Annotated in this window: 23 protein-coding genes and 1 pseudogene; 11 read left to right on the plus strand and 13 right to left on the minus strand. The window is 72.5% G+C overall.

The genetic code is table 11. The features are described from left to right. Positions 1-59: 59 nt before the first annotated feature. A complete protein-coding gene (locus tag AB0E14_RS08370; RefSeq protein ID WP_362413811.1) occupies positions 60-1,169 on the minus strand; it encodes a hypothetical protein in 1,110 nt (369 codons plus the stop codon). A gap of 73 nt (positions 1,170-1,242) precedes the next feature. On the opposite strand from AB0E14_RS08370, the gene AB0E14_RS08375 reads away from it, so the two are divergent. After that, on the plus strand, positions 1,243-2,397 hold the full coding sequence (locus AB0E14_RS08375; RefSeq protein ID WP_362413813.1) for a cystathionine gamma-synthase: 1,155 nt from the start codon (positions 1,243-1,245) through the stop codon (positions 2,395-2,397). A 207-nt stretch (positions 2,398-2,604) separates the two neighbouring features. Here AB0E14_RS08375 and AB0E14_RS08380 read toward each other — a convergent pair whose 3' ends face one another. From AB0E14_RS08380 to AB0E14_RS08395, 4 genes are all read right to left on the minus strand, one after another. Further along, complete coding sequence (locus tag AB0E14_RS08380) at positions 2,605-2,796, minus strand: DUF1059 domain-containing protein (RefSeq protein ID WP_362413815.1); 192 nt, start codon at positions 2,794-2,796, stop codon at positions 2,605-2,607. A gap of 45 nt (positions 2,797-2,841) precedes the next feature. Beyond that, positions 2,842-3,090 carry a hypothetical protein gene (locus tag AB0E14_RS08385; protein WP_362413817.1) on the minus strand — a complete coding sequence of 83 codons (249 nt, stop codon included), beginning with the start codon at positions 3,088-3,090 and terminating at the stop codon, positions 2,842-2,844. Between the two features lie 22 nt (positions 3,091-3,112). Further along, on the minus strand, positions 3,113-3,613 hold the full coding sequence (locus AB0E14_RS08390) for a sigma factor-like helix-turn-helix DNA-binding protein (RefSeq protein WP_362413819.1): 501 nt from the start codon (positions 3,611-3,613) through the stop codon (positions 3,113-3,115). A 103-nt stretch (positions 3,614-3,716) separates the two neighbouring features. Continuing rightward, positions 3,717-4,232 carry a MarR family transcriptional regulator gene (locus tag AB0E14_RS08395; RefSeq protein WP_362413821.1) on the minus strand — a complete coding sequence of 172 codons (516 nt, stop codon included), beginning with the start codon at positions 4,230-4,232 and terminating at the stop codon, positions 3,717-3,719. Positions 4,233-4,379: 147 nt separating this feature from the next. Here AB0E14_RS08395 and ilvA point away from each other — a divergent pair, with 147 nt between their 5' ends. The 3 genes from ilvA to AB0E14_RS08410 all read left to right on the plus strand — a co-directional run bounded on the left by ilvA (position 4,380) and on the right by AB0E14_RS08410 (position 7,651). Continuing rightward, positions 4,380-5,609, plus strand: a complete 1,230-nt coding sequence (gene ilvA / locus AB0E14_RS08400; RefSeq protein ID WP_362413823.1) for a threonine ammonia-lyase — start codon at positions 4,380-4,382, stop codon at positions 5,607-5,609. 201 nt (positions 5,610-5,810) lie between these two features. Continuing rightward, positions 5,811-6,848: an ATP-binding cassette domain-containing protein gene (locus tag AB0E14_RS08405; RefSeq protein ID WP_362413825.1), complete on the plus strand. Its 1,038-nt coding sequence runs from the start codon at positions 5,811-5,813 to the stop codon at positions 6,846-6,848. Next, positions 6,845-7,651 carry an ABC transporter permease gene (locus tag AB0E14_RS08410; RefSeq protein ID WP_362413827.1) on the plus strand — a complete coding sequence of 269 codons (807 nt, stop codon included), beginning with the start codon at positions 6,845-6,847 and terminating at the stop codon, positions 7,649-7,651. The genes AB0E14_RS08405 and AB0E14_RS08410 overlap by 4 nt, the downstream gene beginning before the upstream one ends. Before the next feature lie 40 nt (positions 7,652-7,691). Here AB0E14_RS08410 and AB0E14_RS08415 read toward each other — a convergent pair whose 3' ends face one another. The 4 genes from AB0E14_RS08415 to AB0E14_RS08430 form a co-directional block, all read right to left on the minus strand. Beyond that, a complete protein-coding gene (locus tag AB0E14_RS08415) occupies positions 7,692-9,983 on the minus strand; it encodes a protein kinase (RefSeq protein ID WP_362413829.1) in 2,292 nt (763 codons plus the stop codon). Positions 9,984-10,033: 50 nt separating this feature from the next. Then, positions 10,034-12,415, minus strand: a complete 2,382-nt coding sequence (locus tag AB0E14_RS08420) for a PQQ-binding-like beta-propeller repeat protein (RefSeq protein WP_362413831.1) — start codon at positions 12,413-12,415, stop codon at positions 10,034-10,036. Positions 12,416-12,553: 138 nt separating this feature from the next. Next, a complete protein-coding gene (gene greA, locus AB0E14_RS08425; protein ID WP_362413833.1) occupies positions 12,554-13,051 on the minus strand; it encodes a transcription elongation factor GreA in 498 nt (165 codons plus the stop codon). Positions 13,052-13,240: 189 nt separating this feature from the next. Beyond that, a complete protein-coding gene (locus AB0E14_RS08430; RefSeq protein WP_362413835.1) occupies positions 13,241-13,642 on the minus strand; it encodes a DUF4307 domain-containing protein in 402 nt (133 codons plus the stop codon). Positions 13,643-13,738: 96 nt separating this feature from the next. Here AB0E14_RS08430 and mca point away from each other — a divergent pair, with 96 nt between their 5' ends. Next, positions 13,739-14,620 (plus strand): mycothiol conjugate amidase Mca, encoded by an 882-nt coding sequence (gene mca / locus AB0E14_RS08435; RefSeq protein ID WP_362413837.1) that lies wholly within the window; start codon positions 13,739-13,741, stop codon positions 14,618-14,620. Continuing rightward, positions 14,613-14,849, plus strand: a complete 237-nt coding sequence (locus tag AB0E14_RS08440; RefSeq protein ID WP_362413840.1) for a hypothetical protein — start codon at positions 14,613-14,615, stop codon at positions 14,847-14,849. Before mca ends, AB0E14_RS08440 begins: the two co-directional genes overlap by 8 nt. Positions 14,850-14,909: 60 nt before the next feature. Here AB0E14_RS08440 and AB0E14_RS08445 read toward each other — a convergent pair whose 3' ends face one another. Further along, a complete protein-coding gene (locus AB0E14_RS08445; RefSeq protein ID WP_362413842.1) occupies positions 14,910-18,125 on the minus strand; it encodes a tetratricopeptide repeat protein in 3,216 nt (1,071 codons plus the stop codon). Between the two features lie 242 nt (positions 18,126-18,367). Here AB0E14_RS08445 and AB0E14_RS08450 point away from each other — a divergent pair, with 242 nt between their 5' ends. Beyond that, on the plus strand, positions 18,368-18,760 hold the full coding sequence (locus AB0E14_RS08450) for a rodlin (protein WP_362413844.1): 393 nt from the start codon (positions 18,368-18,370) through the stop codon (positions 18,758-18,760). A 148-nt stretch (positions 18,761-18,908) separates the two neighbouring features. Beyond that, positions 18,909-20,939, plus strand: a complete 2,031-nt coding sequence (locus AB0E14_RS08455; protein WP_362413846.1) for a thioredoxin domain-containing protein — start codon at positions 18,909-18,911, stop codon at positions 20,937-20,939. Positions 20,940-20,946: 7 nt separating this feature from the next. On the opposite strand, the gene AB0E14_RS08460 is transcribed toward AB0E14_RS08455, so the two are convergent. Further along, positions 20,947-21,984: an LCP family protein gene (locus tag AB0E14_RS08460; protein WP_362413848.1), complete on the minus strand. Its 1,038-nt coding sequence runs from the start codon at positions 21,982-21,984 to the stop codon at positions 20,947-20,949. Between the two features lie 150 nt (positions 21,985-22,134). Between AB0E14_RS08460 and AB0E14_RS08465 the strand changes: the two genes are divergently transcribed. Both AB0E14_RS08465 and AB0E14_RS08470 read left to right on the plus strand, forming a co-directional pair. Then, on the plus strand, positions 22,135-22,338 hold the full coding sequence (locus AB0E14_RS08465; protein ID WP_362413850.1) for a hypothetical protein: 204 nt from the start codon (positions 22,135-22,137) through the stop codon (positions 22,336-22,338). A gap of 191 nt (positions 22,339-22,529) precedes the next feature. Then, on the plus strand, positions 22,530-22,763 hold the full coding sequence (locus AB0E14_RS08470) for a chaplin (protein WP_362413852.1): 234 nt from the start codon (positions 22,530-22,532) through the stop codon (positions 22,761-22,763). A 58-nt stretch (positions 22,764-22,821) separates the two neighbouring features. Here the strand turns inward: AB0E14_RS08470 and AB0E14_RS08475 are convergent, their stop codons facing one another. Next, positions 22,822-24,078: an FAD-dependent oxidoreductase gene (locus tag AB0E14_RS08475; protein ID WP_362413877.1), complete on the minus strand. Its 1,257-nt coding sequence runs from the start codon at positions 24,076-24,078 to the stop codon at positions 22,822-22,824. Between the two features lie 14 nt (positions 24,079-24,092). Beyond that, the gene (locus tag AB0E14_RS08480) at positions 24,093-25,388 is read right to left on the minus strand and encodes an ATP-grasp domain-containing protein (RefSeq protein WP_362413854.1); all 1,296 of its coding nucleotides are present in this window, start codon (positions 25,386-25,388) and stop codon (positions 24,093-24,095) included. Positions 25,389-25,526: 138 nt separating this feature from the next. On the opposite strand from AB0E14_RS08480, the pseudogene AB0E14_RS08485 reads away from it, so the two are divergent. After that, positions 25,527-26,540: pseudogene (locus tag AB0E14_RS08485) on the plus strand (glycosyl hydrolase); the annotation flags it as partial. Positions 26,541-26,564: the final 24 nt, after the last annotated feature.

The following is a 26,564-nucleotide window of genomic DNA, read 5'->3' on the forward strand; positions in this document are numbered from 1 at the left end:
CTGGAACGGGCCGTTCGCAGGGGACGTGGCGCCGGCGTCAGGGGCGCGCGGTCGCCGGCTCAGGAACGCAGCGTCGCCGGGCTGCCGCCGTTCGCCTCGTAGCCGGCCACCGCCAGGTTCCGGTACACGGTGTACTCCGCCGCCGGGTCCCCGTTCAGCGTCCACGGCAGGGCGCCCACGTGGCCGTCCACGTGTACGAGCTGGTTCATGGCCTCCGCCCAGCGCTCCGCGCGGACCAGGAAGAGGACGAGCAGGTGCCGGACGTGCGCCAGCATCGGGTCGTCCGGGCGCGCCGAGTGGACCGCGTAGAGCGCGCCCTCCATCGCCTTGCGGACCACCTCGGTCCGGAAGAAGTCCTGGACCAGCACGACCTCGGGCAGGTGTTCGTAGACCGCGAACAGCGGCAGCGCGGCCAGCAGCGAGCCCTGCGGGGCGCGGGCGGCGGAGGCCGTCGCGAACCGGTCGGCGTCCTCGCGCGAGCCGTGCCACTTCTCGCACCAGTAGTGCAGCGCCGCCAGGTGCGCGCCCATGTGCTGCGGAGCCCGGTCGATGATCTTCGCCCAGACCTGGTCGAACTCCTCGTGGCTGTAGCCGAGCCCGCGGGCGACGGCGAGCTGCGTGATGTACGGGACGGGGTCGCCGGGGGCGAGCAGCGCCGCCTCCTCGCTCGCCTTCTTCGCCTCTTCGAGGATGATCCGGAACTCGTCCGTGCCGGTCGAGGAGGAGCGCCAGGCCTGCTGCACCAGGAACTCCGCGTGCACCTCGGCGCCGCCCGGGTCCTTGGGGTTGTCCGTCCGCCAGGCCCGCAGCCAGGCCCCGCCGACGCCGGGCTTCTGCTGGAGTTCCAGGGAGGCGGCGCCCGCGAAGGCCTGGACGCGCTGCCAGCGCAGCTCGCCCTCCTTCTCCGTACCGGCGAGCAGCTGCGAGGCCGCCCGCCATTCCTGGGTCGCCTGCACCACGTCGAGCACGTCGAGCAGGTCCCGGTCGGGCCCCGGCATCCGTACGTCCTGCTCCTCCTGGCGAAGGAAGCCGTACGCCTCCGGATCGGCGGCGTCCGGAGAGCCGGGCGCGACCTGACGGATGCCGACGCCGGACCTGCGGCGGCGCACGAACGAACTCACCACCACGACCAGCAGTGCGGCGAGCATCAGGAACCAGAGAATCTCCATGTGTCCATTGTCCAGGACACTCCCCGAGACGATGGGCGGCGGTCCCCGGCGCTCAGGACTACGCTCCTGACCCATGAGCGACGAGCACATCCACCAGAGCTTCGAGACCCGCGCGATCCACGCGGGCAACACCGCCGACCCGCTGACCGGCGCGGTCGTCCCGCCGATCTACCAGGTGTCCACGTACAAGCAGGACGGCGTGGGCGGGCTGCGCGGCGGTTACGAGTACAGCCGGAGCGCCAACCCCACGCGCACCGCGCTCGAGGAGAACCTCGCGGCCCTTGAGGGCGGCCGGCGCGGCCTGGCCTTCGCCTCCGGTCTCGCGGCCGAGGACTGCCTGCTGCGCACGCTGCTCGCGCCCGGCGACCACGTCGTGATCCCGAACGACGCCTACGGCGGCACCTTCCGGCTCTTCGCCAAGGTCGTCCAGCGCTGGGGTGTCGACTTCTCCGTCGCGGACACCTCGGACGTCGAGTCGGTGCGCGGCGCCGTCAACGACCGTACGAAGGTGATCTGGGTCGAGACCCCCTCGAACCCGCTGCTCGGCATCACCGACATCCCCGCGGTCGCGGCGGTGGCCCGGTCGGCCGGCGCGAAGCTGGTCGTGGACAACACCTTCGCCTCGCCCTACTTGCAGCAGCCGCTCTCGCTCGGCGCGGACGTGGTCGTGCACTCGCTGACCAAGTACATGGGCGGTCACTCGGACGTCGTGGGCGGCGCGCTCGTGACGGCCGACGAGACGCTCGGCGAGGAGCTGGCGTACCACCAGAACGCGATGGGCGCGGTCGCCGGGCCGTTCGACTCGTGGATCGTGCTGCGCGGCATCAAGACGCTCGCGGTCCGCATGGACCGGCACAGCGAGAACGCGGAGAAGATCGCGGAGATGCTGACCCAGCACCCGAAGGTCACCCAGGTCCTGTACCCGGGCCTGCCGGAGCACCCGGGGCACGAGATCGCGGCCAAGCAGATGCGGTCCTTCGGCGGGATGATCTCCTTCCGGGTCGCCGGGGGCGAGGAGGCGGCGGTCGAGGTCTGCAACCGCGCGAAGCTCTTCACCCTGGGCGAGTCCCTGGGCGGCGTCGAGTCGCTGATCGAGCACCCGGGCCGGATGACGCACGCGAGCGTGGCCGGTTCCGCCCTCGAAGTACCGGCGGACCTCGTCCGTCTCTCGGTGGGCATCGAGAACGTCGAGGACCTGCTGGCGGACCTGCGCCAGGCGCTGGGCTAGGACGTACCCCCGGCCGGGTGCCCCGCTCGGGGCGCCCGGCCGGGCGGGCCGGGGCGGGTCGCCCGCTCGGGCGGCCGGGTCGGGCGCACGCTCGGGCGGCGGCCTTCTCGGCGGGCACGCTCGGGTGACAGCCTTCTCGGCCCGCACGCTCAGACGGCGGTCCTCTCGGCGGGCACGCTCAGGCGGCGACCTTCTCGGCCCGCACGCTCAGGCGGCGACCTTCTCGTCGTCCAGCGATTCGCGGACCATCGCACGCAGCTCGGGGCTGTCGGTGTGTCCGTGCACCGAGATGGCGTGTTCGGTCGCGGCCCGGACGACTTCCTCTTCCTCACCGATGATGGTGAGCGTGCACCCCATCACGCTGGGTTCCTTGCGACAGTCGGCGACTTTCCTGGTCATGACGGCCTCCTCGACTCGCCTGTTCCTTCCAGGCTAGGCCCGCCGTCACCACCCTTCGAGCGGTGGCGTCGTCTCGGCCGGACCCTGCCAGGGCTCGACGACCGACGCCCAGACCACGAACACGAGCAGGGCGGCGACGGCCAGCGCCCACAGGGCGCGGCGGACCGCCCGGTCGCGGTGCAGCAGCCGGTTCCCGCGCTCGACGGCCCGGGCGGCCAGATCGGCCGGGACCTGCGGGTGCCGGGCCTCCAGCATCCGCCGCACCTCGTCCTCCTTGTCCTCCCATCGGCTCATGACGCCGGGTCCTCCCGCCTGCTCATGACGCCTGCCTCCCGGCGCTCCCCGGGCTCCCGGGCCCTGCGGATCCGCCGCGCCGCCGGTCCCGCAGCACGGCCACGGAGCGCGCGCAGACGGCCCGTACCCGGTCCTCGGGCAGGCCGAGCAGCGCCGCGGTCTGCTCCTCGGCCACGCCCTCGTACAGCCGGAGCACCAGGACGAGGCGTTCCTGCGGGGTGAGCGCGGAGAGGACGCCGCCCCGGCCGCGGTGGTGGCGCCAGGCGGTGCGGGCGAAGCGGGCGGCGAGGTCGGCGCGGGTGCGGTCGTACGGGTCCTCGCCGCGCAGCCGGTCCCACTGGGCGTAGGTGTGGGCGAGGGAGGCGGTCAACAGCGCCTGGGCGTGCGGGTTGCGGGCCCGGGTCTCGGCCGTGAGCAGTGTCGCGGCATGCAGCAGCCGCCCCGCCGCCCCCGCCACGAACGCCTCGAACTGCCGGGTGCGGATGTGGGGTTCGCCCGTCCGCGTGTCCTGCCGATCTCGCACGTCCTCATATGAGGACAGCGCGCGGCCCCGGTCAAGAGGTCGGTCAAGAGGTCGGTCGGGAGGTCGCTCAGGAGGCCGGTCCGGAGGCTGGTGGAGAGGTCGGTCAGGAGGTGGCGGCGGACTCCGTGCCGGTGGCGGGCGGCAGGCCCGACTGGCGGGCGGAGAGCGCCGTGTTGAAGCGGGTGAGCAGGGTGCAGAAGGATTCGCGCTCGGCGGCCGTCCAGCCCTCCGTCACCTGCGCCATCAGCTCGCGGCGCGAGGCACGGACCTCCTCCAGGCGGGCCAGGCCTCGCGGGGACAGCTGGAGCACGACCGCGCGCCCGTCCTCGGGGTGCGAGGTGCGCTTGACCAGGCCGGTGTCGACGAGCGGGGCGACCTGGCGGGTGACGGTGGACGAGTCGATGCCCATGCCGGCCGCGAGCGCCTTGACGCCCATCGGGCCTTCCTGGTCGAGCCGGTTCAGGAGCAGGTAGGCGGCGCGGTCCATGGAGTTGCGGAGCTGCCCGGTGCCGCCCAGACGGGTCTGTTCGGCCCGGCGGGCGAAGACGGCCACCTGGTGCTGGAGGGCATCGAGGAGACCGGGGTCAAGCTCAGTCGTCATGTCCTGAGATGTGGGCATGGCTGTGGGGGCTCTCTCGTGCGGTGGTCGGTTGGTGGGGGACAGAGTACGCGGACCCACGGGGGTGCGTACCTGCGCTGCGCAAACCGGTAGGGACGACCTCTTCCCGGGCGGCCACGAGGCCCGTGAGCTGGGAGACTTGCTGTCATGAGCTTCCGAAGGCCAGACCCCTTGCACTCGCTGATCCTCGACGATGTCCGCGGGGCGCAGAAGATGTTGTCCGGGGTGGCCAGGATGACCGCGATGGAGGGCAGCCGGTATCTGTCGTCCCTGGTGGGGGCGCCGGTCCATCTCAAGTGCGAGAACCTCCAGCGCACCGGTTCGTTCAAGCTGCGCGGCGCGTACGTGCGGATCGCCGGGCTGCGGCCCGAGCAGCGGGCGGCCGGGGTGGTCGCCGCGTCGGCGGGGAACCACGCGCAGGGCGTCGCGCTCGCCTCCGCGCTCCTCGGGGTGCGCTCGACGGTCTTCATGCCGGTCGGCGCCCCGCTGCCGAAGGTGGCGGCGACCCGGGAGTACGGCGCCGAGGTGCGGCTGCACGGCCATGTCGTGGACGAGACGCTGGCGGCGGCGGAGGAGTACGCGGCGGAGACCGGCGCGGTGCTCATCCACCCCTTCGACCACCCGGACATCATCGCGGGGCAGGGCACGGTGGGCCTGGAGATCCTGGAACAGTGCCCCGAGGTCCGCACGATCCTGGTCGGGGTGGGCGGCGGCGGGCTCGTCGCCGGGATCGGTCTCGCGGTGAAGTCCGTACGCCCCGACGTGCGGGTGGTCGGTGTGCAGGCGGAGGGCGCCGCCGCCTATCCGCCGTCCCTCGCGGCCGGGCACCCGGTGGCGATCGAGTCGCCGGTGACGATGGCGGACGGGATCAAGGTGGGGCGCCCGGGCGATGTGCCGTTCGCGGTGGTGCGGGAGTACGTGGACGAGATCGTCACGGTCTCCGAGGACGCGCTCTCCTCGGCGCTGCTGCTCTGTCTGGAGCGGGCGAAGCTGGTGGTCGAGCCGGCCGGGGCGAGCCCGGTGGCGGCGCTGCTGAGCGACCCGAAGGCGTTCCGGGGTCCGGTGGTCGCGGTCCTGTCGGGCGGGAACGTCGACCCGCTCCTGATGCAGCGGATCCTGCGCCACGGCATGGCGGCGGGCGGCCGCTATCTGAGCCTGCGGCTGCGGGTGACGGACCGCCCGGGCGCGCTGGCGACGCTGCTCGCGGTCCTCACGGTGGTGGACGCGAACGTGCTCGACGTGAGCCATGTGCGCACCGATCCCCAGCTCGGCCTGACGGAGGCGGAGGTGGAGCTGCAGCTGGAGACGAAGGGTCCGGAGCACTGCCGGGAGGTGGAGGCGGCGCTGCGGGACGCGGGGTACACGGTGCTGTCGTAGCGGGAGCGGGAGCGGGTGCGGGTGCGGACGCGCCGAGTGCGGGGAGCGTACGCGGCGCGGATTTCCCCTTCCCAGAGGTCTTGTGATATCGCGATACATCGCGATAGCGTGTGTGGGCTCGGTCACAAAACCGTTGGGCGGCTCCCGCCCTTCAAACCTAAACTTGGGTGGAAAACGCCCAAATCCCCTGGGAGAACCCACATGCCAGGCGCGATCTACGCCGAAGGTCTGGTGAAGACCTTCGGCGACGTACGAGCTCTGGACGGCGTGGACCTCGACGTACCCGAGGGCACGGTCCTGGGCCTGCTCGGCCCGAACGGCGCGGGGAAGACGACCGCCGTGCGCGTGCTGACGACGCTACTCCAGCCCGACAGCGGGCGGGCCGAGGTCGCCGGAATCGACGTGCTCAAGCAGCCCAATGAAGTCCGCCGCGCGATCGGCCTGTCCGGTCAGTTCGCGGCCGTCGACGAGTACCTGACCGGCCGCGAGAACCTCCAGATGGTCGGCAGGCTCTACCAGTTGAACGCCAAGCAGGCCAAGATCAGGGCCGGCGAACTGCTCGAACGCTTCAACCTCGCCGAAGCGGCCGACCGTACGGCCAAGACCTACTCCGGCGGTATGCGCCGCCGCCTGGACCTCGCCGCCGCGCTCGTCGTCTCCCCGCCCGTGATGTTCATGGACGAACCGACGACGGGCCTCGACCCCCGCAACCGGCAGGCGCTCTGGGAGGTCATCCAGGAGCTCGTCGCCGGCGGCACGACCCTCCTCCTCACCACCCAGTACCTGGAGGAGGCGGACCACCTGGCGCACGACATCTGCGTCATCGACCGCGGCAAGGTCATCGCGCGCGGTACGTCCGACCAGCTCAAGGCCCAGACGGGCGGCGAGCGCGTGGAGGTCGTCGTCCACGAGCCGGGGATGATCCCGGGCGCCAAGGACGTCCTCGCGCGCTACGGCCTCGCGGGCGTCGGCCACAGCGAGGTCTCCGTCGAGGAGCACATGCGCAAGCTGACCGTCCCGGTCACCGGCGGCGCCAAGCTGCTCGCGGAGGTCATCCGCGACCTGGACACGATCGGTGTCGAGATCGACGACATCGGTCTGCGCCGCCCCACTCTCGACGACGTCTTCATCTCGCTGACCGGTCACGCGGCCGAGCTGACCGAGGGCAACGGAGAGCCCGAGGACAGCGTCGCCGCGAAGAGCCGTGCCGGGCAGACCCGCAAGGAGGGGGCGCGATGAGCACCTTGAACGACTCCCTGGTCATCGCGCAGCGGAACCTGATCCGCATGACCAGGATCCCGGAGATGATCCTCTTCGGGCTCATCCAGCCGGTGATGTTCGTGATCCTCTTCACGTACGTCTTCGGCGGCTCCATGCAGATCGGCAACAGCACCGACCCGGAGGTCTACAAGAACTTCCTGATGGCCGGCATCTTCGCGCAGACCGTCACCTTCGCGACGGCCGGCGCGGGTGCGGGCATCGCGGACGACATGCACAAGGGCCTCATCGACCGCTTCCGCTCGCTGCCGATGGCCCGCGGCGCGGTCCTCACCGGCCGCACCCTCGCCGACCTCGTACAGACCGCGCTGACCCTGGCGGTCCTCGCGATCGTCGCCCTCATCATCGGCTGGCGCCCCGGCTACGCGGAGCCGACCAACTTCGCCAAGGTCATGGCCGGCTTCGGCCTACTGCTCCTCCTCGGCTACGCCTTCACCTGGATCGGCGCCCTCATCGGCCTCTCCGTCCGCACCCCGGAGGCGGCCACCTCCGGCGGCCTGATCTGGCTCTTCCCGGTCACGTTCATCTCGAACGCCTTCGTCGACTCCAGCAACCTCCCCGGCTGGCTCCAGCCCATCGCGGAGTGGAACCCGTTCAGCGCCACCGTCCAGGCCTGCCGCAAACTCTTCGGCGACCCGGGCGTCTCACCGTCGGACGCGTGGCCGATGCAGTACCCGGTGTGGGCGTCGCTGATCTACTCGATCCTGATCGTCGCCATCTTCCGCACCCTGTCGGTCCGCAAGTACCGCCGCGCGGACGGCTGACGACCCGTACACCGGGCCCGGTCAGGGCACCGGACCCGGTTCAGGGCAGGAAGCCGGAGACCACGATGCCGTCGGAGAGGGCGAGGAACACCGCCCCTCCGGCGGCCACCGCCTCGACCGGCCCCCCGAAGTTCCCGGGCGGCAGCTCAGGCGTGAACATCTCGATGTCCGCGGGGTCGGCCGGCGGTCCCGACAGCGGGATGACACTCACCTCGTGCTTCCCCGCGACCAGCACCCGGTCGCCCACGAAACCGACGTGCTCCAGGGGCTCCCGGAACGGCGGCGTGGCGGTGCGCCACCGCAGCCGACCGGTCGCCAGGTCGTAGGTGCTCACCTGCTTGCTCTCGGCCAGGGCCACGACACCGTCGGCGTTCACCGCGGGCTCCGCCGAGGGGTCCGTGCCCGCGCCGAGGGTCCGCACCTTCTTCAAGGTCCGCGCGTCGAGGACGGCGACCCCCTCGCCCACGTTCCCCGGACACAGGACCGACTCCTTGTGGACGACGATCCGGCCGCAGCTCTCGGTCCCCCGGGCCACCACCGTGCCCGTCCCGGCGTCGAGGACCACCGGCGCGTTGCTCACCGGCATGAACACCCGGCCCCCGGCCGCGACGGGTTCCTCCGGGATCGCGTCGAGCGGTCTCCGCCACAGCTCCTTCCCGGTCCCCTCCAAGCGCACCGCCGTGACCAGCCCGGTCATCGCGCCGACGATGTCGACGTAGGTCGTGTACAGGACGCCGTCGAGCAGATCCGTGCCCTTGACCGCCCACTGCTCGCCGGGCGCGGGCAGCCCGCCGAGCACCTTCCCGTCCTGCACGCCGTAGGCGACCAGCCCCTCCGGTCCCGTCACGTAGGCGGTGTCACCCACCACCGCCGGGTACTGGTCCGTGAGGCGCGGCGCCTCACCCCGGCCCGGCACCGACCACAGCTTCTTGCCGTCCGCCGCACTCAACCCGACTGCCGCGCCGCCCGCCCCTGAGCAGACGAGGACCTTCGGCGACAGGGCGCAGGCGCCGACGCCCTGCTCGACCTCCGTCATCCAGGGGGACCAGCCGGCCGGGCGCGACGCGCGCTCCTCGCCGGCCTTGCCGAAGTCCCCGGTGTGACCCTCGCCGCCGTACGGCAGGACGACCCGGTTCAGCGTCTGCGGTGTCGACGGGGAGCCCGTGCCCCCGCTCGGACCGGCGGACGGCCCGGAGGAGGGGCCGGCGGAACCCCCGGGCCCGTCCGTCCGGTTGAGCAGCACCACTCCCACCGTCGCCAGGACGGCCACGACCAGAGCCCCCGCCGCGGCGATCCGCCCCCACGGACGGCGACGCGGCTGAGCCGTTCCGACGGCCGAGGGCCGTCGAGCCGCCATCGTGGGCGAGTACGGCACCGACGGCCCGATCGTCGGCAGGTCCGCCACGCCCGCGCCCGAAGCCGCCGCCTCACCGGCCCGCCGCGCCGCGTCCCCGTACTCCGCGAGCAGCGACAGCACCCCGCCCGGCCAGGGGAACGCCGACGGCACCTCCGCGCCCAGCAGCTCCACCAGCTCCGCCGCCGTCGGCCGCTCCGCCGGGTCGAGCCGCAGACACCGCTCCAGAACCGGCCGCAACTCCTCCGGTACGCCGGCCAGTTCGGCGTCCGCGCGGCTGATCCGGAAGACGACCGACGCCAGCTCCTCGTCGTGGAACGGCCCGCGCCCGCTCGCCGCGAACGCGAGCAGCGCGCCCAGACAGAAGACGTCCGACGCGGGCACCACCGCCCGGCTCCCGACAAGATGCTCCGGCGACATGAACCCCGGCGAACCCATCACGAGCCCCGTCGAGGTGAGCGCCGTCGCCTCGAAGGCCTGCGCGATGCCGAAGTCGATCAGCTTCGGCCCGGAGGCCCCGAGCAGCACGTTCGCGGGCTTCAGGTCCCGGTGCAGCACCTGCGCCCGGTGCACCGATTCCAGCGCCCGCGCGAGCGCCGCGCCAAGGGCCCGTACCGCCGCGACGGGCAGCGCCCCGGCCCGGGTGACGGCCTCCGCGAGCGACGGCCCGGGCACGTACTCGGTCGCCAGCCACGGCACGGCCGCGTCGGCGTCCGAGTCGACGAGCACCGCCGCGTACGGGCTGCTCACCGCCCGCGCCGCGGTGATCTCGCGCCGGAACCGGGCCCGGAAGTCCCCGTCGACCTCCAAGTCCTCCCGCACGGTCTTCACGGCGACCATCCGGTACGGATCGGCCGTCGGCGCGTCCGTCCGGCACGCCAGATGGACCTCGCCCATCCCGCCCGCGCCCAGCCGGGCGAGCAGCCGGTAGGGGCCGACGAGGCGCGGCGGCTGCCCGGAGGGCAGTGCTTCCAGCACCGAACACGTCCTTTCAGTCCGTCAGTACGTCAGTAGCCAAGTCCGGTGCGTCACGCGGGCAGTTCGACGGATGCGACGACGCCCTGGTCGTAGACGATGTGGGCGATCCCGCCGATGACCAGCACCTCGGGCGCCCGGAGCATGTCGGTGAACGGCGTCTCCATGGCGGGCTCCTTCTCCGCGCGCGGTCCCGGAGCGCCGGGTACTGGCGTCGCCCGCAATCCGGACGGCCTGCCGTCCGCGCCGAGCCGCACGGTGTAGAGCGTGGAGTAGTCGGCGTAGACGACCTGGTCGCCCGCGAGCAGCGGGGACGACCACGCCTGCGCGAGTCCGGCGGGCGCGGCCTTCGCCGCGTACGAGCCGAGCTGCCTGCCGTCCTTCGGGTCGTGGATCTTCAGGCCGCCGTCGAACCCGATCACCGCCCGCGGCCCGACCACGTCGGGACTCAGCTTCTCGACGGGCGCCGGCAGACTGCCTCGCGAGGCGAGCGTCATGGCGTCGAGCAGGTGGAGCCGCACCTCCCCCCGCGCGTCGTGCGGCGTGCTGACGCAGTACGCCGCGTCGCCGAGGACCTTGAGCAGCTGGCAGGACTCGGCCGCACGGTCGACCTGGCCCTGTACGGTGCCGGTCTTCCCGTTGTACGCGACGAGACCGCCGTCGGACAGGGCGTAGACGGTTCCCTTCGCGTACGCGACCGCTTCGAACTCCTTGATCTCGGCCCTGGGGATGGTGGAGTTGGTGAGCGCCTTCGTCCACAGCTCGCTGCCGTCGGCCAAGGAGAACGCCGTCACACCGACCCGTTCGAGGCTCGGGGCGTCGGTGGAGTGCGTGGCCGCGAACACGATGCCGTCGCCCACGATCGGGCGGCTCAGCTCGCCCTGCGCGCCCACCGCCGCCTTCTCCCACCGGACGGATCCGGTCCGCGCGTCCCGCACCTGGAGCTCGCCGTCGGAGGCGAGGACCACCACCTTGTCGTGCACCACCGGACGTGCCGTCTCGCCCGCGATGAAGATCCCGCCGGTCGGTCCCACATAGCTGTCGTTGTTCCGCGGATCCTCCACCAGGTCCGCTTCCCACAGCCGCTTCCCGCTCGCCGGGTCCAGCGCCTCGTACCGCCCGTCCACCGTCCGGCACACCAGCACCGACTCCCCGGCCGAGCAGCCGAACGCCGGGGCCGTCAGCTTCGCCTGCCACGGCTTCCAGCCCGCCGGCCGCTGCGCCGGGTTCTGCGGTACGACCCCGGAGGCGTCCGGGAGGCCCCGGTCGTCGACGCCGGCGACCTTGGCCGTCGTCGCCGCCGGAGGCGCCGCCTTGGCGGGCGGGGTCTTCTTCTCGCCCTCCGGCCACAGCAGGTACGTGCCCACCCCGGCCCCCAGGACCGCGAGCGCCACCACCCCCGCGATCACCCCCCGGCGCCGCTTCCCGCCGGCGACCGGCGTCGCCACGCCCGGCCCCATCGTCGGCAGCTGGTCCATCCCCGGACCGGGACCCGGGCCCGCACCCGCCGCCTGCGCGGGCGCCGCCGCGACCTCCACCAACGGCCCGCCCGAGGCGATCAGCTGCGCCAGCTCCCGCCCGTACTCGCCGATGTGTTCCCGCACGCTCTCCGGCCACGCCGGCCTGCGCTCCCCGCCGAGGAGCGTCACCAGCTCGGCCGGGGTCGGCCGCTCGGCCGGGGCCGGGCGCAGGCAGGCCTCCACCGCCGGGCGCAGCTCGTCCGGTACGCGGCCCAGGTCCGCCTCCGCCTGGGAGACCCGGTACAGGACGGCCGCCAGCGGACCGTCCCCGAAGGGGTCCTCGCCGGTCGCCGCGTAGCAGAGCAGCGAGCCCAGGCAGAAGACGTCCGAGGCGCCCGTGACGTGCCGCGCGCCCAGGACGTGCTCGGGCGACATGAAGGCCGGGGTGCCGACCATCATCCCGGTCGCGGTCATGGTCGTGGCGCCGGTGGAGCGGGCGATGCCGAAGTCGATCAGGCGCGGGCCGTCCACCGACAGCATCACGTTGCCGGGCTTGAGGTCCCGGTGGAGCACCCCGGCCGCGTGCAGGTCCGCGAGCGCGCGGGCGATCCCGGCGCCGACCTCCCGTACGGTCGCCACGGGCAGCGCGCCGCCGCGCCGGACGGCCTGCGACAGGCTCGGCCCGGGGACGTACGAGGTCGCCAGCCACGGCACGTCGGCGTCCGCGTCCCCGCCCTCGGGCGCGGCGGCGTACGCGCTCCGCACCATCCCCGCGACCTTGATCTCGCGGCGGAAGCGGTCCCGGAAGGCGGGCTCGGCGGCCACGTCCCGCCGTACGGTCTTCACGGCGACGAAGGAGCCCCCGCGGTCGGCCCGGCCCAGGAACACCTCGCCCATGCCGCCGGCCCCGAGCCGGGCCAGCAGCTCGTACGGTCCTATCTGCCGAGGCGTGCCCGCGCGCAGCGGTCCCAGCACGTCTCATCCCCCCTTGTGACGTGACGTGACACGACGTCACATGACGTCAGCCCGCATCATTGCATGCCGCTGTGCATGTACATGCACAGCGAAGGGCCGGACCCCCGACGGGGTCCGGCCCTTGATCGATTCCGCGGCTCAGCCGCTGTACGGCTTGGCGCTGAGGATCTTCACCGCGGCCTTGTTGCCGTTCGGAAGCTCGTACTCGGCGTCCTCGCCGGCCCGCTTGCCGTTCACGCCCACGCCGAGCGGGGACTGCGGCGAGTACGTCTCGATGTCGCCGCTGGCGTACTCGCGCGAGGCCAGCAGGAAGGTCATCGTGTCGTCCTCGTCGCCGTCGAAGGCGATCGTCACGACCATGCCGGGGGCGACGACGCCCTCGTCGGCCTGCGCCTCGCCGACCTGGGCGTGCTCCAGGAGCTGGGTCAGCTGGCGGACCCGGAGCTCCTGCTTGCCCTGCTCCTCCTTGGCCGCGTGGTACCCGCCGTTCTCGCGCAGGTCGCCCTCCTCGCGCGCCGCGGCGATCTTGGCGGCGATCTCGGTTCGCGCGGGACCAGACAGGTACTCCAGCTCGGCCTTGAGCTGGTTGTACGCCTCCTGGGTGAGCCAGGTGACGTTGTCGCTGGTCTGGGTCACAGGTGCTCCTCGTAGGTACTGGGAATACAAAGCATCGCCCTACCCCGAAGGATTTCCTTCCCGGGTGGGCGAAACCACGAGCCTAACAATTAGTGGCAGAAAGGGGGAGGACATAAAGCATCAAGATGGCGTCACCCCTGGTCAGCGAGTGAACCGGGGTTCGACGCGCCACCCGGTCCCTACCCACCGCTACGGCGCGCTACACCCGACGAGCTCGGCGCTGGTCGCCCGCGCCGTCGTCCGCAGGGACACGACGGTGTCGATCCGCCCCTGGGCCTGGTCGAAGCGGACGTCCTTGCGGCCGACCTCGGCCCCGTCCTCCGAGCGGGAGCGCAGGGTGCAGACGCCCTTCGCGTCGGCGTCCTTGCGCACCTCCAGGTGCACCTGCACCTCGGTGTCGCTCACCACGTCGAACTTGATCATCTCGGCGCTGATCCTGCTGTCGACCACGTAGTGCCAGCCGAACCAGCCCAGCATCGCGAGGAACAGCACGCCCAGAACGGCGCCGGCGATCTTGAGCTTGCGGTCGGCGCGCTCGTCCGCGGAACGCCCGTAGCGCCCCTCCGGCAGCTGCTCTCGCACCGCGCTCATGATCGTTCCTCTCGCCGCCGGGGTCGGGAATTTCCGCCCCCCGGTTTCCGTCACTATAGAGACCTCCCTCAGCGACGAATCACAGAGGATCGAGTCTTGACTGAGCAGCTGCGACTGATGGCCGTTCACGCCCACCCCGACGACGAGTCGAGCAAGGGCGCGGCGACCATGGCCAAGTACGTGTCCGAGGGGGTGGACGTGCTCGTGGTCACGTGCACGGGTGGCGAGCGCGGCTCCGTCCTCAACCCCAAGCTCCAGGGCGACCCCTACATCGAGGCGAACATCCACGAGGTGCGCCGCAAGGAGATGGACGAGGCCCGCGAGATCCTCGGCGTCCAGCAGGAGTGGCTGGGCTTCGTCGACTCCGGCCTGCCGGAGGGCGACCCGCTGCCCCCGCTCCCCGAGGGCTGTTTCGCCCTGGAGGACGTCGACACGGCGGCCGGGGCCCTGGTCCGCAAGATCCGCTCCTTCCGTCCGCAGGTCATCACGACCTACGACGAGAACGGCGGGTACCCGCACCCCGACCACATCATGACCCACAAGATCACGATGGTGGCCTTCGACGGCGCGGCCGACACCGAGAAGTACCCGGAGGCCGAGTTCGGCCCGGCGTACCAGCCGCAGAAGGTCTACTACAACCAGGGCTTCAACAAGCCGCGCACGATGGCGCTGCACCAGGCGCTCCTCGACCGGGGCATGGAGTCCCCGTACGGCGACTGGCTGAAGCGCTGGGACGAGTTCGAGCGCACGGAGCGGATCCTCACCACGCACGTGCCGTGCGCGGACTTCTTCGAGATCCGCGACAAGGCCCTGATCGCGCACCGTACGCAGATCGACCCGGACGGTGGCTGGTTCCGGGTGCCGATGGAGATCCAGAAGGAGGTCTGGCCGACGGAGGAGTACGAGCTCAGCAAGTCGCTGGTGCCGACCTCCCTCCCCGAGGACGACCTCTTCGCGGGCATCCGCGACAATGCCTGACATGAGCGCACACCTGGCACTGACCCAGCTTGTCCCCTTCGCCGCCGAAGAGCTGGACAAGAACAAGGTGACCCCCGGCGTCCTCGGCTTCGTCGTCTTCGCCGTGATGGCCCTCGCCGTCTGGATGCTGATGAAGTCGATGAACCGCCACATGGGCAAGGTCTCCTTCGAGGAGGCCCCGGACCCGAAGGCGGCCTCCGCCGCGGGCAAGGCCACCGCCCAGGAGTAGGCCCCCGGCCTTCCGGTGCGGGCTCCCCCGAGGGGAGCCCGCACCTCGGCGACCCGTTGCTCAGCCCACCGCCACCGGCACCCCCATCACCTCGCGCGCGTGCCGGTTCGGGACCATGCCCAGCTGCCAGGCCTGCCAGCCCGCCTCCAGCTGCACACCCCGCTCCAGGACCACCGCGTACGCCTCCGCGCAGTCCTCGACCTTGCCGTCCCGGGTCGCGTGCCGGTCCCGGATCAGCACCGCCAGTTCCTCCTGCGCCACCGCCGTACCCACCTCCGCGCCGCCCGGCGAGGCGTACGGCAGCAGCGTGCAGCGCAGGAAGCGGGCCCAGTCGGCGCCCCGCCGGTCCCCGTACGACAGGAACAGCCGCTCCGCCTCCCCGCACAGCTCCAGGGCCTGCGCGGTCTTCCCGTTCCCGGCGTCCACGATCGCCAGCTCCAGGCACGTCCACCCCTCGCCGTGAGCCACCCCGATGCGGTGGAAGTCCGCCCGCGCGTCCACCAGGAGCTGCCGGGCGAAGCCGGAGTTCCGCAGATTGCCGGTCTGGGCCGCCCGCTGGTCGCGCGTGACCCGCCCCGAGTGGTGCCGGGCGCACGCGAGCCCGTACACGTCCCGCATCCGGGAGAACATCGTGCGCGCCCGCTCCAGCTCCCGCACCGCCTGGTTCAGGTCCCCGCGCTCCTCCAGGGCGTGCCCCAGGTAGTACAGCGTCCAGGCCTCGCCCCGGGCGTCCTCCTGCTCGCGGTGGCGGGCCAGCGCCTGCCGCAGCCCGTCGACCGCCGGCGCCACCTCGCCCTCGACGAGCCGGGCCCGGGCCAGCTGGGTCAGCGCCCACGCCTCGCCGCGCCCGTCACGGGTCCGCCCGTACAGATCCAGCGCTCTGCCCAGCTCGGCGTCGGCCCGCTCCACGTCGCCCATCCGCAGACAGACCTGGCCCAGCTGGAAGTGGGCCCACGCCTCGCCGTGCAGCGACTCGTTCTCCCGGTGCAGCTCCAGGGCGCCGCGCAGCAGCGTCAGCGCCTCGGCCAGGTTGGCCCGGTCCCGCTCGACCGCCGCGAGGGCGTGCATGGTCCAGCCCCGGTCGGCCGCGAGCGAGGCCGGCTCCTGGAGCACCAGCGCCTCCCGCAGCTTCGCCGAGGCCTCCGCGAGATTGCCCTGGTGGTGCAGCGTGATCCCGAGCGAGCAGAGCGCGAGCGCCGCCCCCGCGTCCTGGGCCGCCTCCTGGTAGAGCGAGACCACCGACGTCAGCGTGGTGCGCGCCTTGTCGAGCTCGCCGAGCTGCCGGGCGGCGATACCGGTCCGCCACTGCACCGAACGCGACAGCAGCCCCTGCCCGACCGCGTCCGTCAGCTCGTTGATCTCGCCGAGCCGGTACAGGTCGCCGCGCAGCAGGCAGTAGTCGCAGAGCGCGCCGAGCAGGTTCAGCACCGCCTGCTGGTCGACGCCCTCGGCGTGCCGCAGGGCGGCGGTGATGAAGCTCGACTCGTCGTCCAGCCAGCGCAGCGCCGCGTCCAGCGAACCGAAGCCGTGCCCGTCGAAGCGGTTCGCGCGGGTCGACATCTTGCCGTCGACCATCCGGATCACCGCGTCCGCGAGCTCCGCGTAGCTCCCGATCAGCCGCTCCTGCGCCGCCGCGGTCGCCGCCGCGTCCTCCTCGTCCGCCAGCCGGGCCGCCGCGAACCCGCGCACCGCGTCGTGCAGCCGGTACCGCTGCCCGCGCACATGGTCCAGGAGCCCCGCCCTGGCCAGCTCCGCGAGCAGCCGCGCGCCCTCCTGCCCGCTCGCACCGAGCAGCGCCCCGGCCGCGGCCGCGCCCAGCGAGGCCCGCCCGGCGAGCGCGAGTCGCCGCAGCAGCCGCCGCCCGTCCTCGTCCAGATCGGTGAAGTACCGCACGGACAGGGACCGTTCGAGCGGTCCGGGTCCCCAGTCGGGGCGCCCGCCGAGCAGCCGCGCCAGCTCGCCCATCGACCGCAGGCCCAGCGAGGAACCGGCGACCCGCAACGCCAGCGGCAGCCCGCCGCACAGCTCCCGCACCTCCGCCAGGGCCTCGGCGTCGTACGGCCCGGGGTCCGGCGCCTGCGCCGCCTCCCGCAGCAGCTCCTCCGCACCCGCCGCGTCGAGCGCCGCCACCGGCAGCGCGTGCACCGAGGCCGGCACGTCCGCCCCCAGGTCCAGCGGCTCCCGGCAGGTGACCAGGACCAGGCTGTCCGAGCGCTCCGGCAGCAGCACCCGGACCTGCTCCGCCTCCACCGCGTCGTCCAGGATCACCGTCACCGGCAGCCCGGTCAGATGCTGGTGGTACAACTCGCCCAGCCTGCGCGCCTGTTGCTCCGCCGACGACCGCTCCCGGAACAGCAGCTGCTCACGCGGCGCGCCGAGCCGGTTCAGCAGATGCAGCAGCGCCTCCCGGGTCGACAGCGGCTTCTCGCCGCGCGTCCCGCCCCGCAGGTCCACCACGCACGCCCCGCGGAACTGGTCCCGCAGCGCGTGCGCCGCCCGCACCGCCAGCGTCGTACGGCCCGCGCCCTGCTCGCCGTGCAGCATCACCACCGTCGGCCGGGTCCTGGTCGAGGCCCGGCCCGCCTGCACCCACTGCGTGATCTGCGCCAGCTCGGCCCGCCGCCCCGTGAACGGGCCGCCCGGGTCCGGAAGATGACCGAAGGACTGCTCCAGCACGGTGCGCCGCCGTGCCGCCGCACTGCGATCGGCGCCCCGCAGCTGGGACACCACCTTCTGCGCGGGCTGCTGGGCCGTCGCGAGCAGCACCCGCTGCTGGTCGAGGAACGGCCGCACGCCCCGGACGTCGAGCGCCGTCAGCCACTGCAGCCGCAGCTGCTCGGGGCCACCCGGCTGGCCGAGCGCGCCCGCTCTTCGGTGGGCGGCCGGCCAGTGCCCGGCGGTCACCTTCAGCACCGTCGCCGCCGCGCCCGCCACCGCGACCACGGCCCCGGCGCCCAGCGCCGTCCCGGCCGCCGTGCCGAGCGCCAGGTCCGCGCCGAAGGCCGCGACCGCCGCGACGGCCGTGACCAGCGCGGGTGTTCCCATCGCCGTTCTGCTGAATCGATCCCCCAGGGACCGCTGCCCGGCCTCCGTCTCCTCCAGAGCCCGCAGATAGGCCGCGTACTCCTCGCCCGCACTCGCCGCCATGGTGTCCAGCGCGGCCCGGCCGCGTGCCAGCAGGGCCGTGGCGTCGGAGCGGCCCCCGGAGCGCCGCACCTCCTCCTCCACGGCGCGTGCCAACAGCCGCTCGGCGTCGGCCCGGTGGCTGTCCCGCATGTGCGTCCCCCTCCGAGAGCTTCCGCTTCCGGCCCAAGTGTCCTGCGTGACGCGCGTCGGCGCGAGGGAGCGGGCCGCCCCGCCTACCGAACGCGTGGCCCTCGACACGGCGTCCGATGGCGTTCATCAGCCGAATACCGCGTCCGAGTGACCCCCCGGAACCAATCCATTTTCGGGCAGTTGATCAGCGTGCTTCGGCTAACGGAGCGTTCCAGGGCCCTCGAGCTCAAGAAGGAAGACTCGTGATCAAGAAGGTTCTCGCTACGGCGGCAGTTGCGGCTTCGGTCGTCGGTGTGACGGCGACCGCCGCGGCCGCGGCCGGCAACGACGGCGGCAGCGCCAACATCATCGGCAACACGTCGAAGCAGTCGATCGGTTCGAACTCGACCGGCGGCTACATGAGCCCGAACTTCGGCCTCATCAACGGCGGTGTCCTGCACTGCTTCGACATCCAGAAGGTCCAGGCGCAGGTCCCGGTCGGCGTCATCGCCGTCCCGGTCGCCGTCCAGGACGTCCTCGGCAACCCGATGTCGAACCAGACCTGCAACCAGAACGCGGTGCAGCAGAACGGCGACAACGCCCTGTCGCACATCCTGGGCGAGGTCCTCTCCCAGAACGGGAACGTCGGCGGCTGAGTCCGACCGCTCCGTTGAGGCGGCCCCGTTCCTCGCATTCGACCTGCGAGGAACGGGGCCGCTTCGCGTCTCCTATCACTGCCCCGTTTCGCGCGCCACCACCCGTGGCGTACGAACGCTCCCTCGGCGGGTGCGCGAGGATGGGACCATGCCGAACAGACTGGCCCATGAGACGTCCCCCTATCTCCTCCAGCACGCCGACAACCCGGTCGACTGGTGGCCGTGGTCGGCCGAGGCCTTCGAGGAGGCGCGCCGCCGCGACGTCCCGGTGCTGCTCAGCGTCGGCTACAGCAGCTGTCACTGGTGCCATGTGATGGCCCACGAGTCCTTCGAGGACGAGACGACCGCGGCCCAGGTCAACGAGCACTTCGTCGCCGTCAAGGTCGACCGCGAGGAGCGCCCCGACGTCGACGCCGTCTACATGGAGGCCGTGCAGGCGGCGACCGGTCAGGGCGGCTGGCCGATGACCGTCTTCCTCACCCCGGACGCGGAGCCCTTCTACTTCGGTACGTACTTCCCGCCGGAGACCCGGCACGGCATGCCCTCCTTCGGTGACGTCCTCGACGGGGTGTCCCGGGCCTGGACCGAGCGGCGCGACGAGGTCGGCGAGGTCGCCGGGAAGATCGTCAAGGACCTGTCGGCCCGCTCGCTCGCCTATGGCGGCGACGGTGTGCCCGGCGAGGAGGAGCTGGCCCAGGCGCTGCTCGGTCTGGTCCGCGAGTACGACAGCCGCAGCGGCGGCTTCGGCGGGGCGCCCAAGTTCCCGCCGTCGATGGCGCTGGAGTTCCTGCTCCGCCACCACGCCCGTACGGGAGCCGAGGGTGCCCTGCAGATGGCGGCCGACACCTGCGAGGCGATGGCCAGGGGCGGGATCTACGACCAGCTCGCCGGCGGCTTCGCCCGCTACTCCGTGGACCGGGACTGGGTCGTCCCGCACTTCGAGAAGATGCTCTACGACAACGCCCTGCTCTGCCGGGTGTACGCCCATCTGTGGCGGACCACCGGCAGCGACCTGGCCCGCCGGGTCGCGCTGGAGACGGCCGACTTCATGGTCGGGGAACTGCGCACCCCCGAGGGCGGTTTCGCCTCCGCGCTCGACGCGGACAGCGACGACGGGACCGGGAAGCACGTCGAGGGCGCGTACTACGTCTGGACGCCCGAGCAGCTGACCGCCGTGCTGGGCGAGGAGGACGGGGAGTACGCGGCGCGGTACTTCGGGGTGACGATCGAGGGCACCTTCGAGGAGGGCGCCTCCGTGCTCCAGCTCCCGCAGGACGCCGGTGTCGCGGACGCCGACCGGATCGCCTCGATCAAGGAGCGGCTGCTCGCCGCCCGCGGCGGGCGGGAGCGCCCGGGCCGCGACGACAAGATCGTCGCCGCGTGGAACGGCCTCGCGATCGCCGCGCTCGCAGAGACCGGCGCCTTCTTCGACCGGCCCGATCTCGTCGAGCGCGCCACCGAGGCCGCCGACCTGCTCGTACGGCTCCACATGGGCGAGGGCGCCCGGCTCTCGCGTACCTCCAAGGACGGCAGGGTGGGGGCGAACGCGGGTGTCCTGGAGGACTACGCCGATGTCGCCGAGGGCTTCCTGGCGCTTGCCGGGGTGACCGGCGAGGGCGTCTGGCTGGAGTTCGCGGGCTTCCTCCTCGACATCGTGCTCGACCAGTTCGTCGCCGAGGGCGGCGCGCTCTACGACACCGCCCATGACGCCGAGGCCCTGATCCGCCGTCCCCAGGACCCCACCGACAACGCGGCCCCGTCCGGCTGGACGGCCGCGGCGGGCGCGCTCCTGTCGTACGCCGCGCACACCGGCTCCGACCCCCACCGCGCCGCCGCCGAGGGCGCGCTCGGGGTGGTCAAGGCGCTCGGTCCGCGCGCGCCCCGGTTCATCGGCTGGGGTCTCGCCACGGCGGAGGCCCTGCTCGACGGGCCGCGCGAGATCGCGGTGGTCGGCGGTCCCGGCGACGAGGACCTGGCCCGGGCGCTGCACCGCACCGCGCTGCTCGCCCCGGCCCCCGGCGCCGTGGTCGCCTTCGGCGCCCCGGACAGCGAGGAGTTCCCGCTGCTCAAGGACCGTCCGCTGGTGGGCGGGGGCGCGGCCGCGTACGTCTGCCGGCACTTCACCTGCGACGCGCCGACGACGGACCCGGCCGACCTGGCCCGTTCGCTGGCGCGCTAGCGAGGCGTCAGAGGCAGACGAGAGAGGTGCCTCCGGTCGGCCGGTAGTCGCCCAGGCCCAGGGGGATGGTGCTCGTCGAGGTGGGGCGCGCCGCCGGCAGCGGCCGGTCGGAGCGCAGCGCCTCGAACACCTCCGCCGCGTGCTCCTCGTCCACGGCGAGGGAGGAACCGACGCCCTCGATGGTGGGGTTGAAGCGGCTGATCGGCACGGTCGCGAACTCCACGTCGGCCGGGCGGAGGTGGCCGAGCCGGGCGGCGAGCCGGACCATCTCCGGTACGGAGAAGGAACGTTCCGCCGACGGCGCTGAGGCCCGCAGGGTGGAGGCGATCCGCCACAGCCTGACCGGGTCGTGGCGCAGGTCGTTCCTGACCGTCCGCCAGGCGTTGAGGACGAACTTCTGCTGCTTCAGGACCCGCCCGAAGTCCATCTTCCCGTCCCGCCGGGACCGTACGTACTGCAGCGCCTCGCCGCCCCGGACCCGCTTCGTCCCCGGGGCCAGGTCGATCCCGGTGACCGGGTCCTTGAGCGGCTCCTTCGTACAGATCGGCACCCCGCCGTCGACCCGGTCCACGGCGTCGATGAAGTGCCGGAAGTCGATCTCCAGGTACCGGTGGACAGGTGTTCCCGTCATCCGCTCGACGGCCTCGATCGTGAACGAGGGTCCGCCTTCCGAGTGAGCCGCGTTGATCTTCGCCAGGTGCGGTCCGTGCTTCTTGCCCGAGCGCTGGTCGACGTGCGGACCGGGGAACTTCGTGAGCGAGTCCCGGGGCATGCTGACCACGCTGACCCGGTCGCGTGCGGCGGAGACGTGCACCAGCATCATCGCGTCGGTGCAGTCGCAGCCCGTGCCGCCCGCCTTGAACCGCTTCAGCTCGTCGGCGGTGAGCCCCGCCCGGCTGTCCACCCCGACCAGCAGGATGTTGAGACGGTCCGGCGGGGACGGCAGGGCGGGTGCGGCCCCGGCGAGCGCACCGGAGCCGAGGACGACGAAGAGCGCCGAGACGAGCGCGATCCGGCGGGGACGGGAGGAGCTGAGGGTCTTCACGGGCTCACCACCGAGGTGCGGGGACGGATTGCCCCGCACCGTAAGTCGCCCTCGGTCGCACACAGGTTCGCGACGCGACATGGTCCGGTCGAATCACTCTCCTGCGGGCACTGTGTAATGATGCGGGAACCGCCGTGGAGGGGAGGGAAGATGGCAGCCGATCCCGGGAAATGGGAGCGGATGGCCTTCATTCCGAAGAGCCGTTATGTGGCCGACCCGGCACCGGTCGACAGGGGGCCCTTCCCCGTCTATTCCTCGCTGGTGCAGCAGTGGGCGCTGGCCGGGCGCACCGTTCCCGGCATGCCGGACCGCGAGTGGGAGCGGCTGGTCGCGATGCCCGTCTGGCCGCGTTGACGCCCTCCGACGCCTCCGCCGTCCGTGACCCGGTGGGCTCAATGGAGTGAATACGGAGTCGCCTGCGATAGGCCGGTTTCCTTTTCGGGGCATGGTCGTTGTGATGTGTGCGGCGGAGGCCGGGGGCTGCATTGCACCGGCGATTCGCGAAATCCGTGAAATTCCGTCCGCCGCGGAAAGGACCTAAGAAAATGAAGTGCAAGAAGGCCGCGGTCGTCGTCGCCGGACTGTTCATGGCCCTGGGTGCGGCCGCCCCCGCGATGGCGGACGCCGACGCGCACGGTGCGGCCATCGGCTCGCCGGGTGTCCTCTCGGGCAACGTCGTCCAGGTCCCGGTCCACGTGCCGATCAACGTCTGCGGCAACTCCGTGAACGTCATCGGCATCCTGAACCCGGCTGCCTTCAACACCTGCGTCAACGCCTGACGTACCCCCAGGGCCGGCCTCCGGAGCTTCCTTCGACGCTCCGGAGGCCGGCCCTTCGTCATGCCCGACCGACCGGCGTCCGCTCCTCGCCGGTACGGGGACGGGCCACCGTGCCGCGGGCCGTGGCCCGCAGTCGCTGCCGCACCCCGCGCACGAGCCGGCCGGCCGTGTAGCCCGCGCCGAACACGAACCGCATCGAAGGACCGTACGAAGGAGCCGTCAGCAGCCCCGCGAGGAACAGGCCCGGCCAGGACGACTCGAAGCGCGCCCCCACCTCCGGCGCCCCGCCCGCGCCCACCGTGCGCAGCGCGCCCCGGAGCGCGGGCGAGAGCACCCCGGCCCGGTCCAGGCTCGGGGTGAACCCGGTCGCGGCGATGACGTGGTCGGTGGTCAGGACCTCCGGACCCGCGGGCCCCGACACCTCCAGGCGCAGCCGCTCGTCGTCGGTCGGCTCCGCGGCCACGACACGTGTCCCGAGGCGTACGTCGGTCACGGCGGCGAACCGTTCGCGCAGCCACCAGGCGCCCGCGGGGCCGAGGGCCGAGTCGAAGATCCGCTCACGGGTGGGCGCGGGCAGCCGCCGGAAGAGCCCGGGGGTGTCCGCGTACAGCCGGTTGTGCCAGCCGCAGCCGAGGCCCGTGTGCGGGGCGCGCAGCGAAGGCCAGAGGCCGCGGTCGAGGGCCGGCGGGAGGGTGTTCCAGCGCAGCCGGTCCGAGCGGGCCAGGATCCGGGTGCGGGCGCCCTGTTCGGTGAGGATCGCCGCCGTCTCCAGGGCCGCCTGGCCGGCGCCGACGACGGTGACGTCCCGCCCGGCGAAGCCGTCCAGCTCGCCGTGGTGACTGCTGTGGGTGACGTACGCGCGCGGAAGGTCGCGCAGGGGGCCGGGGATCTCCATGAACGGCAGGACGCCGACGGCCAGCGCCACCGTCCGCGCACGGAGCGTCTCGCCGTCCTCCGTGACCACCGAGAAGCCGTCGGGGTGCGGGGCGACCGAGGCGATCAGGCGCTCGTCGAGCGCCGGGACCGCCTGGCGGGCGAACCAGTCGCCGTAGTCGGCGAAGAAACCGACCGGCAGCGGGACGCCGTGCTCGGCGCGGACGCCCCGGGTCGTCGCGTAGGTGTCGAGCCCGTACGCGCCGCGCGGGTCGGAGAGATGGGAGGCCCAGGGCTCGGACTTCAGGAACATCCCCGAGGGCATGGCGTGCCAGGACTCCATGGGGCGCCCGAAGGTCCGGCAGTTCAGGCCGTGGGCCGCCGCGTGGGCGGCCACCGAGAGCCCGTAGGGTCCGGCTCCCACAATCACCAGGTCGTACATGGTGCCTTCCGTTGTCATCGTCGGATCATGCGGTCGGAGGCGGAGCGTGCCGTCGACTGCGACGGCACGTCCGGCGCCTTCCGTCGCGGTCCCGGCGCGAGCCGCCGACGCAGCGCCACCAGGCCCTTGCGCAGGACGTGGACGAGCCAGCTCCCGGCCATCGCGAGCGCGGGCGCCAGGTCGTCCCTGGCGAACCAGGCGGTCTCCGTCCGCCCGTGCGGGCCGTCCGCGCGCCGCCGGCCGGGCGAGGCGAGCACGGACAGCGCCGCGTAGTTCTCGACCACGAACCGGCGGCCGTACGCGGGGGAGTGCGCCGGGACCGTACGGCCCGTCAGGTCCAGGTGCATCGCCCGGACGACGTCGAGCCCGTCGGGATCCGCGAAGAGCCGGAACTGCGCGCCGGGCCGCGGATTGAAGTCGAGCAGGTGGTACGCGCCGGTCGCCCGGTCGAGCCGGAAGTCCAGGTCGAAGACGCCCCGGTAGCCGAGCGCGGCGAGCAGCTCGCCCGCCGTCCGCTCGACCGCCGGGTTCGCCGTCCAGCGCCCGACCGCGGTGAGCCCCGCCCCCTCCGGCCACGAACGCTCCTTGCGCCCGGCCGCCCCGGCCGCGACGCGCCCGGTGGAGTCGGCGTACCCGTGGAAGAACCAGTCCAGTTCGCGGCCCGGCGGCAGCAGGCGCTGGAGCAGCAGCCGGCTGCCCGCCTCCGGCGTCCGGGTGTACAGCGCCCGGACCTCGGGGAGCGACCGCACGATCGTCGTGCTGCGCAGCCCGCTGCCCGGCGGGAGCAGCCAGGGGCGGCTCCACTTGGCGACCACGGGCAGTCCGAGCGTCCACGCCATGACCGCGGCCTCGTCGGCGCTCTCGGGGAGTTCGGTCGGCGGGTGGGGCAGCGACAGGGCGCGGCAGGTCTCGGCGAGCTCCGCCATGTCGGCCACCCGGGCAAGACGGTCCGCCGACTGGTCGGGCAGCAGGTAGCGGTCCGCCAGCTCGGCGCGGTGCTCGGCCAGGGCGAGGGCGCTCAGGTCGTCGAGGGGGACCAGGAGCGCGGGGGTCGCCAGGTCGGCGGAGAGCCGGAGCAGGAGGTCGGCCAGGGCGGCGGGGAGGGCGGAAGGCGAGCGGGGCTCGGGGCGGGTGTGGACGGACCGTACGTAGCGGGAGCGGGCGGCGGGGCTGGTCCGGGACTCCAGGACCGCGTGGACCGGGACACCGGCTCTGCCCAGGGAGCGCGCGGCGCCGAGCGTGCCGTGGTGGAAGGGATTCCGGTCGAGTCGCACGAGGACTGCAGGGACGCGGGTGTCAAAACTCGGCACGGCTTTCCTTCGTCTCGGATGCCCCAACTGGGCGATGAAATACACCAATGGACTACTGATCAGATCGGAGCGGAGTTCACGGTCGGCTTATTAGGAATACTTTCTGAGAATCCGACTGACGGACCATCAAGCGGCGTAATGCGCGAAGGAGCGGCCATGACGAACCGGAAGCGAAAGGCATCGAGTGTGTGGTTGGGGGTGTTCACCGCAGGTCTCCTCGCCTCAGGCTCCGTCGTGCTGTCCTCGCCCGCCCACGCCGCCGAATCCGTAACGACACGAGACCCCGAACCGACTCTCTCCACCGCACTGGGCGCGTTCCTCGAATCGGGACCGCACGGCGTCAACCGGATCGGCCAGCTGGAGCGCTGGCTCGGCGGCCGCGAACTCCGGGTCGGTCACACCTACCTCCCCGGCGACCTCTGGTCGAACATCGAGAGCCCCCCGGGCTTCCTCGACGCCTGGGCGAAGTGGCGCAACGAGCAGGCCGACCGGCTGTTCGTGCTGAACGTACCGATGTTGGAGCGGAACGAGGCCGGGGTCTCCGACTACGAAGTGCGCCGGCAGCTCCAGCTCGGCGCCTCCGGGTACTACGACCACCACTTCAAGAAGCTGGCCGAGCGGCTCGTCGCGCTCAAGGCCACCGACACCGTCATCGTCCTCGGCTGGGAGATGAACGGGACGACGTACACCCACCGGTGCGCGCCCGATCCCACGGCGTGGAAGAAGTACTGGACGCGGATCGTCACGGCGATGCGCTCCGTGCCGGGGCAGGAGTTCCGGTTCGACTTCAATCCGAGCCGGGGCACGGACGCCATTCCGTGGACGCAGTGCTATCCCGGTGACGACGTGGTCGACATCATCGGAATGGACTCGTACGACCAGCCGCCGGGGTCGAGTTTCGACCAGCATGTGAGCGAGCCGTACGGGCTGCAGAAGCAGGTGGATTTCGCGGCCGAGCACGGCAAGGAGATCTCGTACCCGGAATGGGGTCTCTTCCGGAACGGCGACAATCCCGAGTACATGCGACGCATGCTCGAATGGATGGCCGAACACCAGCCGCTGTACCACACGATCACGGACTACTGCCCGCACGGCGTCTGGCAGTGCGACGACAACCCGCGTTCGTCGCAGGTCTTCCGGCAGATGCTGTCGGGTGCGGAGCCGGAGGTGCCCGAG

It is taken from the genome of Streptomyces sp. NPDC047981 (assembly GCF_040653315.1).
Taxonomy (GTDB): domain Bacteria; phylum Actinomycetota; class Actinomycetes; order Streptomycetales; family Streptomycetaceae; genus Streptomyces.